Genomic DNA, 13,678 nt, shown 5'->3' with positions numbered 1-13,678 from the left:
TGAGCGCCCGGTTATCGTTCCCTCAGGCGCTCTGGATGCGAGTGACCTGATCTGCCTGCGGACCCTTACTGCCTTGGATCACATCGAACTCGACCTGGTCACCCTCTTTCAAACTCTTGTATCCGTCCAGCTGGATGGAGCTGTAGTGGACGAATACATCTGGCCCGTCTTCCCGACCAAGGAAACCGTACCCCTTGGCATTGTTGAACCACTTCACGACACCCTTGTACTGTGCCATTTGTCTTTCCCTTGCACGTTTGACAGTCCCGCCGCACTACCTTGCGACGGCGTGGCTGACATCTATGACGAGGGAGAAAGGGAATCAGATGGCTGAGAACAGGAGGGAAATTGCAGACGCAAATCACAGATTCCTCAGGGCTTCGAGGGGGTAACGCGAATGTCGATGTCATCAAAGTTCTGACATTTCTTTTCGCCGCAGGCAACGCGGTCCGCGGGATCAGGGCCGTGTGGCGCGGCGCTGCTCTTCGTAGAGCAGCACGGAGACGAGGGTCTTGCCATCGAGGATCTTTCCGGCTCGGATCAGGGCCAGCACCTCGGACAGGGGAGTCATATGGATCTCGATCTTCTCGTCGTCTTCGGGTGTGGCTTCGCCCAGGGTGAGGTCCTCGGCGAGCAGGACATTCATGGCCTCGGAGAGGAAGCCGGGGCTGGCGAAGTAGCGGACGTGCTTCGACCATTTCTTTGCCCGGTAGCCAGTCTCCTCAATCAGCTCGCGCTTGCCGGCGGGGATGAGCTTTTCACCCGGCTCGATGCGGCCGGCTGGGAGCTCGAGCAGGAACTGGTCAGCTGCGTGACGCCACTGCTTGATGAGCAGGATTCCAGGATCGGAGGGGTTGGTTGCGGTATCGACCGCCAGCACGACCACGGAGCCGTTGTGGCGGATCACGTCTCGGCGGGCGGTGACGCCGCCGGGTTCCTGGACCTGGTCGCTGGTGACGGTGAAGACGTTGCCTTTGAAGACTGTCTTCGAGGAGAGAGTGCGGCCCTTGCCGCGCAGCTTCAGCGGCTTGGTTGGGGATGCGGCTTTGGCGCTCGGCGTGGTCTTCGGAGTCTTCTTTGGGGCAATCTTCTTGCGGGACGTCGACATGCACCAAGGGTAAACGAGCACAAAGGATGGGGGATGCCCCGAAAATCTCAGATCGGGTCACGGGGAGTTTTCCTTGCATCGGGGAGTTCTGCGGCGCATCCAAAAGGCTCGGAGAGTTGACGGCCTTTTGGAGGGTTGCGCCTGCGCGCAATTCTTTGCGAACTTCGGCCGCCAGTGGCCCCAACGGAATGAGAGACTGCGGAAGACGATGACGACTGAGTGTTTGCCGATCTCGAGCCTTCCCGGAACCAGCGCGATCTTCCGCGACTACGCGGAATCGGGCGCGCTGACCGGAGCGGGCCACGTGACCGACGCCAGGGATACGGCGCTGTTGCGCCGCTGTTTTCCCGCGGATCCGTTCTCCTACAGCTGGGCGAAGGGTGCGCCGGAGCTTGGCGTGGAGCATCGGAATCGCCTCGCGGCGGAGCTGCTGCGACAGGCTGAGGTGCAGGGAGCGGGCGAGTCGGCGAAGGCTGCGATCGGCAAGCTGCGGGATGGGGCCGCGGCTGTGGTGACGGGTCAGCAAGTCGGACTCTTCGGCGGACCGCAGTTCTCTCTGTTGAAGGCCGCGACGGCGATTCGGAAGGCGCAAGAAGGGACGCGCATCAGCGGACGCGAGCATGTGGCCATCTTCTGGCTCGCGACCGAAGACCATGATCTCGCCGAGGTCGATATGGTCGATCTACCGACCAAGACCGAGATCGAGGAGCTGAAGCTTGGCTTGAAGGCCGAACGGCCAGTTCCCGTGGGTGGGATCCGTCTCGATTCTGCCGGAGCTGAGACGCTGGATGCTGCGATTGAGCGTGCCAGCGAGCTGATTGCGTGGGGACCCGTCGCTGAGCTGCTGCGCGAGTGTTATGCGGCTGAAGGAGCGACGTTGGCGTCCGCGTTTGGCCGCTTCATGGCGAAGGTATTTGCCGAGTTTGGGCTGATTGTTGTCGATGCGGCGAGCCGCGAGCTTCATGCGTTGGGGGCGTCGACGCTTCGTGCTGCGATCGAGCAGGTGGACACGCTGGAGACGGCGCTATTGCAACGGACGAAGGAGCTGGAGGCTGCGGGGTATCACGCGCAGGTTCTGGTGACTCCGGGACATTCGCTGCTTTTCCTGATCGACGAGAATGGTGCGCGTCTGCCGCTGCGGCGTGTGGCGGACTCTGAAGGCGTGCTGCAGTGGAAGGCCGGCAGCAAGGTCTTTGCAGCCAGTGAACTACTGGCGATGCTGGAAGCAACGCCTGAGCGTTTGAGCCCGAACGCTTTGCTTCGTCCGGTGATGCAGGACACGATTCTGCCAACGGCAGCGTACGTGGGCGGCCCGGCGGAGATTGCGTACTTTGCGCAGAGCGCTGTGGTCTACGAGGCGGTCCTCGGTCGGGTCACGGCGGCGCTGCCGAGGCTTTCGGCGACGCTCATCTCTCCGGAGATCGGCAAGCTGCTGGACACACACGAGGTCGATTTTCTGCAGATTGTTGCGGCGAAGACGATCGACGACCTGGCACTGCGTCTGGGGGCGCGGGCGATGCCCATCGAAGGCAAACGGAAGATTGCCGCCGTGGGCAATGCGATGGAGACCGAACTGACCGCGCTGATCGACTACATGACGGCGATGAGCGCCGACCTGGGGCGCACAGCGGGCGTTTCGGCCAGCAAGATGCGCTATCAGATGGACCGGCTGCGTCGCATGGCAGCTCGTTTTGAGCTCGAGAAGGAGACCTCGCTGCACAAGCATGCGACGGCCATCATGCTGGAGCTGCTGCCGAAGGGCCATCTGCAGGAGCGCGTCCTGGGCGGCATCTGGGCACTATCGAAGTTCGGCGAAGAGCTGCCCGGGATCCTGGTTGAGCACGCGAGCCAGGAGTGCCCGGGGCATAGAGTCATCCGCTTCTAGCCAGTGCCGTGGCCTGGCTCTTCAGGCGAGGAGCTTCTTCTCGAACCATCCCTTGAGAGGCGGCGTGTTCAGGAACCAGAGCAGGTATCCGCCAAAAACCGCCTGCACCGCGCTGAAGACGGTCTTTGCGGGGTAGAGCGACCAGTGCATGAGCGTGATGAAGAAGCCCAGGATGTACAGGACGCTGAACACCATGATGACCCAGCGCGCCCAGTTCTCGCCCTTCGAATAGAAGAGGATGATGACCGCGCCGATTGCGGCAGAGACGAGCGCGGCGATGACAGCGATGCCTTTGGCCATGGCCATAAAGGCTCCGGCCTGACCCGTGGGCGGCATCGGCGCTGCAATCTGCATAATGACGGACAGGGCAAGGAACACCCACAACACGATCACAGTGAGGGAGAAGCCATTGGGCTTGGGCATGGTGGCGGAAGTGTATCGCGGCGCCTGCGCGGCGGCCAGAGGATTTTTAGGGCGGCGGGAGGGCGCAGTCGACCGCTAGGGAACCGGGCAGGGACCGTCCACGTATGAAGGATACGGAGGGTTCGTTCGATGCATCTCCTGTTCGTACTTTTTCTTCTTCCTTTTGGCGCGATTCACTTTCTCCCGGCCATCGTGGCGGCGCTTCGCCACTCGCGGCATACCGCCGCGATCTTCCTCATCAACCTCTTCCTGGGCTGGACGATCATTGGCTGGGTCATCGCGCTGGCGTGGGCCTTCACCAGCGAGACGCAGTATGAGTTTGCGTACGCGCGGGGTTATCGCCGCTGGTAGGGAGCTCCGCTCCTTTACGTCTCATGCATCGCTGCGTTTCGCGCACCTCGTCCCGGACTAGAATGTCCGAGGCGAGGTGTTGTGTATGGGATTGAGCGATCAGCCGTTTGAGGTGTTGTGTCCGGACTGCGGGGCGATGATCAAGGTCGACCCGGTAACGCGGCAGATGATCTCGCACACACCGGCGCAGCGCAAGAAGACCTTCGAGGACTTCAGCCAGGCGGCCAAGGCGCTGAAGGAGTCCGACGCGCGCAGGGAATCCATCTTCGCGCAGTCGATCGAGGCGCAGAAGAACAAGGACGATCTGATGGCGAAGAAGTTCGCCGAAGCGGTGAAGAAGGCGAAGGAGTCGCCGTTGAGCGGCAAGCCGCTCAGAGACTTCGACCTGGAGTAGCCGGATGTGGGAAGAAGAGCAAGCGAAGGTTCCCCGCATCGTGGAGTGGTTGTGGTTCCTGTTCCGAGGGATGGGGCTTTACTTTGTGTCCTTCGTTCTCTGTTTTCTGACCGCGCGGATCTTTCCCGCAGCGCCGTACCTGTTGCGCTTTGCCTACCTGCCGGGTTTCTACACCGCGAGAGTGCTGCTTTGGCCTTTTCTGGGGTCAAACGACTGCAGAGAGTCTTGCGGGCTGATCGGTGGGCTGCTTTCGCTGCTTTTGTCCGTGGTCCTGAACTTGCTGATCTTTTCGACGCTCTTTGGCTACCTGTATGTGCTCTGTCGACGAATGTGGCGTCCGGAGCCAATAGACTAGAGGTGTATGCCTCCGATTCTCAACGCCCAGGGCGTCTCGAAGCGCTTTGGCGCTGTACCTCTTTTTCAGAACATCTCTTTTGCCGTTGAAGACGGTGACCGCATTGGCCTGATCGGCCCGAATGGTGCGGGTAAGTCGACGCTGCTGGCTGTGCTGGCGGGCGAGCATGAGCCCGACACCGGCGAGCTGGCGGTGCGCCGGCGCGCGCGTGTTGGCTATGTACACCAGATCTCAGCCTTTGAGCCTGGCGATACCGTGCGCAGCGTGGTGGAGCGGGCGATGGAGCGCGCGGGCGTGGAGCCAGGGCTGCGCGAGCAGCAGCTGCGCGAGACGCTGGGGCGTGCAGGCTTCGTCGAAGGCGGCGACGGCCAGCAGGTGAGCATGAGCGCCGAGGCCGCGAGCCTGTCGGGTGGATGGAAGAAGCGGCTGGCGATCGCCGAGCAGATGGCGGTCGATCCCGACGTGTTGATGCTCGATGAGCCGACAAACCATCTGGACCTCGAAGGGATCGAGTGGCTGGAGGGGATGCTGCGCGCGGCGAAGTTCGCTTCGGTGGTCATCACGCATGACCGCACGTTCCTTGAGAACGTGGCGACGCGGGTGGTCGAGCTGAATCGGGTGTACGCCGAAGGTCTGTTGTCTACGCGGGGGAGCTATTCGCGCTTTCTCGAAGACCGCGCGGTGTACATCGAGTCGCAGGCAAAGATGCAGGAGTCGCTGCGGAACCGCGTGCGCACGGAGATTGAATGGCTGCGACGTGGACCCAAGGCCCGCGCGACCAAGGCCAAGGCCCGCATCGATACAGCGCACGCCATGATCTCGCGGCTGGCGGATGTGGATTCGCGCACACGCTCCAATTCGGCGAACTTCGACTTCGCAGGCACAGGCCGGCAGACCAAGCGGTTGATCGAGCTGGATGGCGTTGGCGTGACGCTGGGTGGGCGGGAGATCCTGCGCGACGTCAACGTGGCGCTGATGAACGGTGTGCGGCTGGGCCTGGTGGGGCCGAACGGCAGCGGCAAGACCACCATCCTGCGTGTGATGAAGGGCGAGCTGGCGCCGACGGTCGGCGAGATGAAGCGTGCGCCGACGCTGCGCATTGTGGCGCTGTCGCAGATGCGCGAGATTGATGAAACCCTAACGCTGCGGCGGGCGCTGGCGCCGGACTCGGATGCGGTGGTGTACCAGGGACGCGTGGTGCACGTGGCCAGCTATGCGTCGCAGTTTCTCTTTACGAGTGAGCAACTGAATCAGCCGGTGGGCAGGCTCAGCGGAGGCGAGCGGGCGCGTGTGCTCATCGCGCGGCTCATGCTGGAAGAGGCTGATGTGTTGATGCTCGACGAGCCGACGAATGATCTCGACATTCCGACACTGGAGATTCTCGAAGACGCGCTCAATGAGTTCAAGGGCGCGCTGGTGCTGGTGACGCATGATCGCTACCTCCTGGACCGCGTGACCAACGTGGTGCTGGGGCTCGATGGCCTGGGCAACGCTGCGTTGTTCGCGGATGTGGCGCAGTGGGAAGAGTGGAAGGACGCGCAGGTTTCAGGGGCCAGGGGCCAGGGCTCAGCGAGCGCAGGGGAGAAGAAGCCGGTGGCCGGCGCGGAAGCTTCGAAGGGCTCGAAGAAGAAGCTCAGCTACATGGAGCAGCGTGAGTTCGATGCGATCGAGGAGCGGGTGGATAAGGCAGATAAGCGCATGGCCGCGGCGCATGATCTGCTGGAGGATCCTGCCGTGGTCACGAACTCAGACAAGCTGACAGCAGCACTGGCCGAGATGGAAGCCGCGCAGGCCGAGCACGACGCGGTGTATGAGCGCTGGGCGGAGCTGAGCGAGAAGGCTGGCTGAGGGCGTCGTCGGGTCCTATTTGTTTCGCAGTACCTCGCCATTCTTCACCACGAAGCTGGGGTGTTCGAGGACTTTGATGTCAGTGAGCGGGTTGCCAGGGACGGCGATGATGTCCGCATAGAAGCCGGGCTTGAGTTGGCCGATCTCGTTCGCCCAGTCGAGTAGCTTCGCTCCGTTGATGAGTCCCGAGCGGAGGACATCAGTGGGGCTCATGCCATTCTCGACCATCAACTCGTACTCGCGAGCCTGGGTGCCATGCGGGAAGGGGCCGACGTCCGAGCCGACGGCGAAGGGAACGCCAGCGGCCATCTGCTTCTTGAACTCCGCGGCGTGATAGGCGATGAGTTGCTTCTCGCGTGCTGCGGCTGCGGGCGAGGCGGCATGGTCGGCGAAGTACTCGCTGATGGCGAAGGTGGGCACGGCGAAGATCTCGCGCTCGCGCATCAGGCGCATGGTCTCGGGCGAGAGCTGGTAGGCGTGATCGATGCTGACGACGCCGGCCTCGGCAGCGTAGAGGGTGCCGGGCTCGCCGGTCGAGTGAACCGCGACGCGTGAGCCGGTGCGATGGGCTTCGGCGACGGCGGCGGCGAGCTCCTGCTCGGTGTATTGGTAGGGCGTGTGGAACGCGCCATCCTTCACGCCATCGTGGCCGGTCTCGTAGATCTTGAGGAAGTCGGCACCGCCCTTGCGCTGGTCGCGAATGACGGTGATGAGTTCGTCGCGATTATTGGCATAGTCGGCGTTGGAAAGCACGTGCTGGTCGGGGTTGTAGCCGATCGCGTCTTCGTGTCCGCCTAGGATGCTGATGGCGTTGCAACTGACGCGCATGCGCGGGCCGGGGATGAGGCCGTGGTTGATGGCGTTGCGCACGGCGACGTCCGCGCACTTCGCGCCCTCGGTCCCCATATCCCGCTCGGCGGTAAAGCCGGCCATCACGTCGGCTTTGGCGGCAGAGGCCGCAAGCAGCGTGCGCTCAGGCACGGACTCCTGCACGGTCTGCAGGTCCTCGGCGCCGGGATGGAGGAAGAGATGCGTGTGGACGTCAATGAGGCCGGGCATCAGCGTGACGTCGCCGAGGTCGATGAACTCGGCGCCTTCAGGCCGTGCGACGTGGCCGCCGACGGCCTTGATGCGCTCGCCCTCGACGAGAACTTCTGCCGGTGACAGCAAGCGGCCGGCCTGAACATCAAGCATGTGCGCGGCGTGCAGGACGTAGGGCGTCGGAGTCTTAGGTGTCACGGTGGATAACGGATTCTGCGCGGCGAGCGGAAGCGTAGCGGCGAGGACGAGCGGAGCGCAGCGTCGGGTCAGCTTGGAGATCATGGTGAGGAGAGGATATCCCAGATGCGATTCCTGACCTGCGGCTACGCCTGTGGGCGCAGGGCGTGCCGGCTGGTGACGTGACACCACAAGAGCCGCGGAACCATGAGAGCGGAAGCGTACACGAGCGCATTGAGGAATACGGCAACGACCAGGATCCAGCCCTCGGGCGTGACGTAACCGTTGGCATCACCGGCCATCAGCCAGACCGTGTAGAGACCGGGCGAGAGGGCCACGCGCAGCGGTTCGAGGAAGCGATCCGGATTCATCAGCGCGAGATAGGTAAGGTTTCCGGCCGCGACGCCCGCCACTCCCGCGAGGAAGAAGGTCGCCAGGTCGGCGGCGGCGAGTTGTGCCTTGGGCGCGGACACAGGTCCAGCATCGCGGAAACGACCAGGAGCGCGCCATACCGCGACGCGCTCCTGGTATTCAACGATGGTGGGATGCTGTTAGATTCCGGTCACGTTGAAGCCGCAATCGACGTAGGTAACCTCTCCGGTGATGCCGCTTGCGAGGTTGCTGGCGAGGAAGAGGGCGGTGTTGCCGACCTCGGCCTGTTCGACGTTCCGGTGGAGCGGTGAGCGGGCGGTGAAGGCATCGAGGATCTGCGCGAAGTCCCCGACGCCGCGGGCGGCGAGGGTTTTGATGGGGCCGGCGGAGATCGCGTTCACGCGGATGTTTCTGGCTCCCAGCGACACGGCGAGGTAGCGCACCGTTGCCTCGAGGGCAGCCTTCGCGACGCCCATGACGTTGTAATTCGGGAACGTCTTGGTGCTGCCGTAATAGGTCAGCGTGAGGACGGAGCCTCCCTCCGTCATAAGGGGAGCGGCGGCGCGCGTGACAGCGATCAGCGAATAGACGCTGACGTCGTGGGCGATGCGGAAGTCTTCACGCTTGGTGAGAAGAAAGTCATTCTTGATGGCATCGGCTGGAGCAAAGGCTACGGAATGCACGAGGGTGTGGATGACGGGGAATTCGGCGGCGATCTGCGCGAAGGCGGCGTCGATCTCTTCGTCACGCGAAACATCCATCTGGATGGCCTTGCCGGTGCCGGTCTGGCCGAGCGATTCGAGCAGCTCTTCCGATTCGGCGCGCAGGCGCTCGCTCTGGTAGCAGAGGACCAGGGTGGAACCGGCGGCGGCGAGCTTCTCGGCGATCGCATAGGCGATGCTGCGCTTATTGGCAACGCCGAGGATGACGGCGACCTTGCCCTTCATGTCGATCATGATGCGGGGACTCCTTGTAGCGTTCCGTTCAAGAGTCTACCAGCGCGGCGCGTGCGGATGTGCGGCGCTGCCCCTCATCCTTTACCCTTGAAGCTGTATGTCCGACGCGATTCCAAGCACGATGAAGGCCGCGGTGTACCGTGCGGTCGATGATGTTCGCCCTGAAATGATCGATGTCCCCTCCATTGGACCCGGTGAGGTGCTGGTCAAGATCGACACCTGCGGGATCTGCGGCACGGACCTGAAGAAGATCCATACCGGCTCGCACTCGGCTCCGAGAGTCTTCGGCCACGAGATGGCGGGGACGGTCGCCGCCATCGGCGAGGGTGTGAACGGCTTCAAGGTAGGCGACCGCGTGATGGCGTTCCACCACATCCCTTGCGGGCAGTGTTTCTATTGTCGTAAGCAGACCTTTGCCCAGTGCGAGCGCTACAAGCTGGTGGGAACGACGGCGGGGCTGGGTGCGGCGGCGGGCGGTGGTTTTGCGGAGTACATCCGCGTGATGGACTGGATTGTGGGAGACGGGACGACACCTGCGGGCCTCATCCACGTGCCGGACGACATTCCGTTTGAGCAGGCCGCGTTCATCGAGCCGGTGAATACGTGCTTCAAGGCGATTCAGCTGCTCAACCTCGAGCCGGATGACACGGTGCTGGTGATCGGGCAGGGAAGCATTGGCATCCTGCTGGCGGCGCTGGCGCACCGGACGGGAGCGACGGTTCTGACGAGCGATATGTATCCCGAGCGGCATGCGGTGGCGGCGCAGTATGGGCTGGAACATCCGCTGGACGCGCGGGGGGACGTGGTCGCGGCTTGCAAAGATGCGACCGAGGGTCGCGGTGTGGACGTGGTGCTGGTGGCCGTGGGCTCGGACAAGCTGATCCAGCAGGCCATGGACGCGCTGCGGCCGGGCGGACGCGTCGTGCTGTTCGCGAGCACACAACATGGCGAAGCGCCGTTCGATCCGGCGGCCGTGTGCATGGATGAGAAGACGCTGATGGGGTCGTATTCGGCGTCTGTGGCGATTCAGCAGGAGGGCATCGACCTGGTGTACGAGGGATATCGCTCCGGCACGCTGGATCTGACGAAGCTGATCTCGCACCGGTTCTCGCTGGACGAGTGCGCGGAGGCCGTGGATCTGGCGTCGCATCCGGTGGCGGACTCGCTGAAGATAGTCTTCAAGTGCGGACGGTAGAGAGTCGAACGGAACGAAGAAGAGCCACGGTTTCTGCCGAGGCTTTTCTTTCACTGTCTACTGTCTAGCCTCTAGTGTCTCGCGCTACGTCGTGTTATTCGGAATCAGCATCGCCTTTGTAAGGCCGGCGGAGATCTGCTTGAAGATGTCAGAGAGGCTCGTGACCGGTTGCGATTGCGAGTAGCAGGTGCTGTTCGAGTTGGACTGTTTCCAGTCGGAGAAGAAGTACTGCGGCGCCGAGGCCATGTCCTCCATGGTCTGGCAAGGCGTGATACCGGCATAGGTGCCGGAGGTGTCGGAGGCGCAGCCGCTGGTGGGAGAGCCGTAGGCTACGGTGTAGACACGAGTACCTGCTGCTGCCGCAGCCTTGGCAGCGACAATACCCTGGCTGCATTCATTCGCATAGGATGGGTAAACGCCGCCTCCGTTGGCTGGGGAGGGCATGGCCGGATAGGACGAGCCCCCCGGGCTGTTCTGTGGATCTGGCGCTGTGGCGTTACCGTCGGAGAGCAGGATGATCGCGTTCTGCGTTCCTGGGTTTGCGGCCTTCTGTGCAGTGAGGGCGGCCTGGGCCGCATAAATGACACCGGCGTAGTACGTTCCGTAGTCGCCGTCGTAGTTGGGGATGCCCAGGCCATTGCAGCCTGTCGAGGACGCACCACCTGCGGCTTTCACCAGGGTGGAATTCGTGTTCAGCGGTGCGCCCACCGTGGGCGTGGTCTTGTAGTCACTCATGAAACCGGTTATCTGATAGGTTCCGGTGTTGCTTCCGGACGGGGAGTAACTCGTAGCCGTTGCGCTGGGGTAGGTATAGCCCGTAGCCGACGATACGCCGGGGTAAGGCGGCTGCCCCTGTACTGTGTAGTAACCCCAACTGGAGCTAAGGTACGCAGACGTGTATGTTGGCTGTCCCCTCGAGTTGGTTCCGGTCTGCCACTGTGATGGAATCGGCGTGGTGCAGTTGCTGTCGATGCTCACTGTTCCGACTGTCACGTTGGGGAAGGTGAACAGCGCCACGCTATCCACTACGTTGGCCGATTGACCATTGGTGATGCTGCATTGTGTGAGGCCGGAGGCGCAGGGAGCGAGCTCATTCAATAGCACTTGCACGCCGTTCAGCGCACAGGCCAGCTGCGTCATGCTGCAGTCATCGTCTGCCTCGGCCATGGAAAGCGTGGTATCGACGATGATGGCCACGTTGTAAGGAGTGGCCGCCGCGCCCTGCGGCGCCGCGGTGGAGGTTGCGGTCACGGTCATGTTGGGGTGTCCGAAAGTGAACAGCCCGGCGAAGTTGAGGTGGGTGGACATCTGCAACCGCACCTGTACGGCATTGGCGTTAGCGGGAGCGCTGCAGGCCGCGCCCTGATTCTTGATCGTCGTGAGGCAGAGCAGCTTGGGATAGCCGGCGGCCATGGTTGTGCCGGCAGTGTCGCTCTGCGCGTTGTATTGGCTGGCGACGGCGCTGTACTGGGTGGCGACGGTGCTCGCCGTGGTGTTCGGAAGTGCCTGCGCGCCGGCCAGCGCAGCTGCATCGGCGGCGTTCTGGAGCTGCTCGTAGTTCAACATGGCGTGGCCCATGTCGACGGACACGGCCGCCATGCCGAGGAAGCCCACCAGCATGATGGCGGAGATAGGTAGCACCTGCCCGCGATCCTCGCGGAAGAAGGCGCTTAGCCGGCGACGGATGAGCGCACGCAGGCCGATGGAGGGTGCAGGAGTCCTCATTGCACAAGCTCCGTAGTGCTGGCGGAGAGCTGGCAGCCCGGCGCGAGATTCACGCGAAAGATCGCCAAGCTACAGGGATAGGTAATCGTGATTTGAGCCGGCGTCCCTTGCGCTTTCGTGAGGACTCCGGCGGCGCCGGTGGTGAGGCTGGAGCTTGAGCAACTGGCGCCCGAGTAGGAGTTTCCGTTGAGGTTCCATGAATACGTGATGTTGTTGGAGTTCAACATCACGGCGGCCTGGGCGACAACGGTGGACGCGTAGGAGCAGGGATCGGTGGTGTTGCCGCGAGTGATCGCCAGGGCGCGGCCGCCGGCGCCGACCGCGTTGGTGAGGATCAGGTAGTTATTGAACGCGAGGCCGAAGCTCAGGATGCCGGTGAGGATGATTAGTAGCACAGGGAAGACCAGGGCAGCTTCGACCAGCGACTGCCCCTGCTCGCCGGCCCGCAGCCGGGCCAGAAGGCCGTCTTCATGACGCAGGTTGCGCTCCAGGTTGAGAGTTCCTTGATCCCACATACGCACTCCTCGATGGATCCGATGGATCGCTCAATGGAGCGATGGTAGGTTGCGCCGCGTGGCAGTCGGAATCCCACGGGAGGGTTACGCGGGTCACGCGCATGGCGGTTACTGCTGGTTACGGAAGGGGTGGGTCGTGCTATTCTGCGCGGCCACCTCGTGTGTCCGGTCTCGACTGGAGCGGTCCGGAACACGGCTGCAGCGGCAAAACGGAGGGTTCAGCGCTCGCGGCGCAGGAGCCAGACTCCGCCGAGAAACAGTGCGGTAGCGACGCCGGCCATCAGCTCAATCGCATGACGGTAGCCGGCCTGCACGGAAGGTGGTGTTGCGCGTGTCTGGTCAAGACACTGCGAGCAACCCTGGGCCCGCGCGATAGGAGTGCAAGCGAGAGCGGCGGTGAGCGCTGTGATGAGTGCCGCAAAACGGAGGGACGGCTTTGCCGTCACTGGCCGAACTCGAGCAGGAGATAAAGGAATATCCACAGAAGGCCCATTGTGTGCCAATACCACACGGTGCAGTCGACGAAGACCTGACGGGTGGCGAGCGCGCGTGACCTCTGCAGCACGGCGAGCGCCGTGATGAGCGCGAGGATGCCCATCGCGAGGTGGATGGCGTGGGTGATGGTGATCAGGTAGAAGAAGTGGCTGCTCTGCGTCATGCGATAGACGCGGGCGGCGGCCAGCTGGCCCCATGCGACCCATTGTCCGGCGAGAAACGCCGCTCCCATCACCAGCGTGACCGAGAGCCAGAGCGTGGCGCGCCGCGTGGTGGGCTTGCCCATGCCGATCCACTCTTCCATCACGTCCTGCTCGCGGAACATGCCGCGTCGCGCAAACTCCGCGGTGAGGGAGCTGACCAGCAGGATGACAGTATTGATGGCGAGGATGCGGGGAATCGTGACCGGGATCCAGTCATGGACCCACTGGCCGTACTCGTTGAAACGCCCGCTGGCCTTGGTGACGAAGAAGACGCTGACCAGGGCGACGAAGAACATCAGGTCACCGGCGAGGGCGAAGAACAGGCCGATGCGCGCCCGGGAGAGGCGCTCGCGCGGCCCGCGCCGGCCTTGTTGCCGATGCTCCCAGTTGTCGCCGTCGCCATCCCCATTGCCGCCGGTGCGCTTGTCGGTGGGCGGACGCCGACCGGAGCCGTTATCGCCTTCAATGGGACGGCGATTGCGGCGATCGATCTCCGGCGGTGTGAGGATCGTGGGCATGTGGGCTGAGAGAGGGAGCCAGCGGACGGCCCGGAGCGAACGGGACGACCGTCGAGGTTCCTACAGCTTACTCCGGGGCCTGGTTACTCTGCACCCTTGGATGCCGATCAGGAGGAA

At 63.1% G+C, this 13,678-nt stretch carries 16 protein-coding genes; 6 read left to right on the top strand and 10 right to left on the bottom strand.

From position 1 onward, the window contains the following. Positions 1–22: 22 nt before the first annotated feature. Both AC5E6W_RS07045 and AC5E6W_RS07040 read right to left on the bottom strand, forming a co-directional pair. Positions 23–238 (bottom strand): cold shock domain-containing protein, encoded by a 216-nt coding sequence (locus AC5E6W_RS07045; RefSeq protein WP_491751566.1) that lies wholly within the window; start codon positions 236–238, stop codon positions 23–25. A 219-nt stretch (positions 239–457) separates the two neighbouring features. Further along, entirely contained in the window at positions 458–1,108 is a 651-nt protein-coding gene (locus tag AC5E6W_RS07040; RefSeq protein ID WP_491751565.1) for an NUDIX hydrolase, read from the bottom strand. A 208-nt stretch (positions 1,109–1,316) separates the two neighbouring features. On the opposite strand from AC5E6W_RS07040, the gene bshC reads away from it, so the two are divergent. Further along, the gene (gene bshC, locus AC5E6W_RS07035) at positions 1,317–2,993 is read left to right on the top strand and encodes a bacillithiol biosynthesis cysteine-adding enzyme BshC (RefSeq protein ID WP_491751564.1); all 1,677 of its coding nucleotides are present in this window, start codon (positions 1,317–1,319) and stop codon (positions 2,991–2,993) included. A 21-nt stretch (positions 2,994–3,014) separates the two neighbouring features. Here the strand turns inward: bshC and AC5E6W_RS07030 are convergent, their stop codons facing one another. Next, entirely contained in the window at positions 3,015–3,416 is a 402-nt protein-coding gene (locus AC5E6W_RS07030) for a hypothetical protein (protein ID WP_491751563.1), read from the bottom strand. 129 nt (positions 3,417–3,545) lie between these two features. Here AC5E6W_RS07030 and AC5E6W_RS07025 point away from each other — a divergent pair, with 129 nt between their 5' ends. The 4 genes from AC5E6W_RS07025 (at position 3,546) to AC5E6W_RS07010 (ending at position 6,364) form a co-directional block, all read left to right on the top strand. Continuing rightward, complete coding sequence (locus AC5E6W_RS07025) at positions 3,546–3,767, top strand: superinfection immunity protein (protein WP_491751562.1); 222 nt, start codon at positions 3,546–3,548, stop codon at positions 3,765–3,767. Between the two features lie 85 nt (positions 3,768–3,852). Then, positions 3,853–4,161, top strand: coding sequence for a hypothetical protein (locus tag AC5E6W_RS07020; RefSeq protein ID WP_491751561.1), 309 nt, complete (start codon positions 3,853–3,855; stop codon positions 4,159–4,161). A gap of 4 nt (positions 4,162–4,165) precedes the next feature. After that, positions 4,166–4,516, top strand: a complete 351-nt coding sequence (locus tag AC5E6W_RS07015; RefSeq protein ID WP_491751560.1) for a hypothetical protein — start codon at positions 4,166–4,168, stop codon at positions 4,514–4,516. Positions 4,517–4,522: 6 nt separating this feature from the next. Continuing rightward, positions 4,523–6,364, top strand: a complete 1,842-nt coding sequence (locus AC5E6W_RS07010) for an ABC-F family ATP-binding cassette domain-containing protein (RefSeq protein WP_491751559.1) — start codon at positions 4,523–4,525, stop codon at positions 6,362–6,364. Positions 6,365–6,379: 15 nt separating this feature from the next. Here the strand turns inward: AC5E6W_RS07010 and AC5E6W_RS07005 are convergent, their stop codons facing one another. The 3 genes from AC5E6W_RS07005 to AC5E6W_RS06995 all read right to left on the bottom strand — a co-directional run bounded on the left by AC5E6W_RS07005 (position 6,380) and on the right by AC5E6W_RS06995 (position 8,910). Further along, positions 6,380–7,687, bottom strand: coding sequence for a metal-dependent hydrolase family protein (locus AC5E6W_RS07005; protein ID WP_491751558.1), 1,308 nt, complete (start codon positions 7,685–7,687; stop codon positions 6,380–6,382). Positions 7,688–7,728: 41 nt separating this feature from the next. Next, the gene (locus tag AC5E6W_RS07000; RefSeq protein WP_491751557.1) at positions 7,729–8,055 is read right to left on the bottom strand and encodes a hypothetical protein; all 327 of its coding nucleotides are present in this window, start codon (positions 8,053–8,055) and stop codon (positions 7,729–7,731) included. A 78-nt stretch (positions 8,056–8,133) separates the two neighbouring features. Next, complete coding sequence (locus AC5E6W_RS06995) at positions 8,134–8,910, bottom strand: enoyl-ACP reductase FabI (protein WP_491751556.1); 777 nt, start codon at positions 8,908–8,910, stop codon at positions 8,134–8,136. A 97-nt stretch (positions 8,911–9,007) separates the two neighbouring features. On the opposite strand from AC5E6W_RS06995, the gene AC5E6W_RS06990 reads away from it, so the two are divergent. Beyond that, complete coding sequence (locus tag AC5E6W_RS06990) at positions 9,008–10,105, top strand: alcohol dehydrogenase catalytic domain-containing protein (protein WP_491751555.1); 1,098 nt, start codon at positions 9,008–9,010, stop codon at positions 10,103–10,105. A gap of 84 nt (positions 10,106–10,189) precedes the next feature. Here the strand turns inward: AC5E6W_RS06990 and AC5E6W_RS06985 are convergent, their stop codons facing one another. The 4 genes from AC5E6W_RS06985 to AC5E6W_RS06970 all read right to left on the bottom strand — a co-directional run bounded on the left by AC5E6W_RS06985 (position 10,190) and on the right by AC5E6W_RS06970 (position 13,561). Beyond that, positions 10,190–11,830, bottom strand: coding sequence for a pilus assembly protein TadG-related protein (locus AC5E6W_RS06985; protein WP_491751554.1), 1,641 nt, complete (start codon positions 11,828–11,830; stop codon positions 10,190–10,192). Further along, complete coding sequence (locus tag AC5E6W_RS06980; protein ID WP_491751553.1) at positions 11,827–12,345, bottom strand: TadE/TadG family type IV pilus assembly protein; 519 nt, start codon at positions 12,343–12,345, stop codon at positions 11,827–11,829. Before AC5E6W_RS06980 ends, AC5E6W_RS06985 begins: the two co-directional genes overlap by 4 nt. A gap of 218 nt (positions 12,346–12,563) precedes the next feature. Then, positions 12,564–12,791, bottom strand: a complete 228-nt coding sequence (locus tag AC5E6W_RS06975) for a hypothetical protein (protein WP_491751552.1) — start codon at positions 12,789–12,791, stop codon at positions 12,564–12,566. Further along, positions 12,788–13,561 (bottom strand): cytochrome c oxidase subunit 3, encoded by a 774-nt coding sequence (locus AC5E6W_RS06970; RefSeq protein ID WP_491751551.1) that lies wholly within the window; start codon positions 13,559–13,561, stop codon positions 12,788–12,790. The genes AC5E6W_RS06975 and AC5E6W_RS06970 overlap by 4 nt, the downstream gene beginning before the upstream one ends. Between the last annotated feature and the right edge of the window lie 117 nt (positions 13,562–13,678).

The sequence above is a fragment of the Bryocella sp. genome, assembly GCF_058498515.1.
The sequence above is the reverse complement of the archived record's forward strand: the minus strand, read 5'-3'. Positions and strand labels throughout refer to the sequence as shown.